Origin of the sequence: Pseudomonas ovata, assembly GCF_003131185.1 — a bacterium.
Lineage (GTDB): Bacteria > Pseudomonadota > Gammaproteobacteria > Pseudomonadales > Pseudomonadaceae > Aquipseudomonas > Aquipseudomonas ovata.
The window spans coordinates 1-1,421 of record NZ_QFFU01000055.1; the positions used below are offsets into that span (position 1 = coordinate 1).

Below are 1,421 nucleotides of genomic sequence, written 5' to 3' on the forward strand. Positions count from 1 at the left end.
CTCGACCTTGATGATGAAACCGAACAGCAACTGCACTACACGCACTTCAGCTACCTCAATGCGCCAGGCAACCCCTTCGAGCATGGGCGCATCAGCCGCACCACCGAGACGCTCAACGGGTGCTCCACGTTTACCGACACCCTCTGGCGCACGCTGGAGCAACCGCTGCTCGGCATCCCGGTGGTCGAGTCGAGCGAAACCATCAGCAGCGATTTCGATACCAGCGCCAGGACCGTGGTCCGCCAGCACTCGTCGTGGACCGGCCAGGAGGTCAGCACGCTGATCGACGACGTGCAGAATTTGTATCGCTATGACAGTCTGGGGCGGTTGATCGAAGAAGTGGTCGCCGCGCAAACCGCTTACCAGGCCCGGCGCACCTACACCTACCAGTTGTGTGCCCAGGCCGGCGACCAGGCCGGGCAACGGGTGTGGGACGCCCGCCAGGTCATGACCCATACCCTGCTCGACGGCCTGGGCCGGGCCATTCTCGAAGAGCGTGATCACGTCGACAGCGCCAACCCCGCGGCCACGCAGCTGTTGATGCAGGCGAGCCATGATGCCTGGGGGCATCTGAGCCAGCAGACCGATTACGACTGGCTCGACGGCCAACCCCTGGCACTGACCCGCCATTACGACTATGACACGTGGGGCGAGCGCTGCTGTGAGACCGGCCCGGACGGCGTCGGGCATTATCTGCAAACCGACCCGATCGGCACCCCCGAATCGAGCGTGCCGGTGCAGCGCAGCTGGTTGCAGGGCCCGGGGGAAAACGGCCTGGTCAGCGAGCTGAGCGAAACCTGGCTGAACCTGTTCGGCAAGCCGGACCGCATCCGCAGCCTGGCCCCCGATGGCCGTGAAACCAGTGCCCGGCACTTCATCTATGACGGGCTGGGGCGCTGTGTCGAGCAGCACGACGAGTTGGACCGCATGACGCGTTTCGAGTACGACCCCTGGTCGCGCCTGATCGAGACGCAGCTGCCCGACAACACCCGAGTGCAACGCCGCTACGCCACCCATAGCCCCGCAGATCTCCCCACCGAGGTGCTGGTCGGTGATGCTTCGGGAACGTTCGTCACGGTCGGCACGCAGCGCTTCGACGCCCTGCAACGCCTGACCGAGTCCAGCGTAGGGCCGCGCACAGACCAGTATGTCTACGACCCTGGCCGGCGCCAGGCCTGCCAGCGCCTCACCGCGGGCGGCGCCATCCTGGACTATGAATACAACCTGCAGCTGACCGACGAGCCGACGCTCATCCATGCCCGGCGCGAAGACGACGCCCTGCAGGCCGGATTCACCTATGACCCGGTCAGTGCACGCCTCACCCATGTCGGCAACGAGCTGGGTCAGCGCGAATACGACTACAACCTCGACAACCAGTTGACCGGCGAGCACTGGGTCGACAGCAACGGTATGCGCTGGTC

General features: G+C 65.2%; 1 pseudogene. It reads left to right on the forward strand.

Features of this window, described 5'->3' with window-relative positions:
* Positions 1-1,421: pseudogene (locus DGA31_RS29390) on the forward strand (RHS repeat domain-containing protein); the annotation flags it as partial.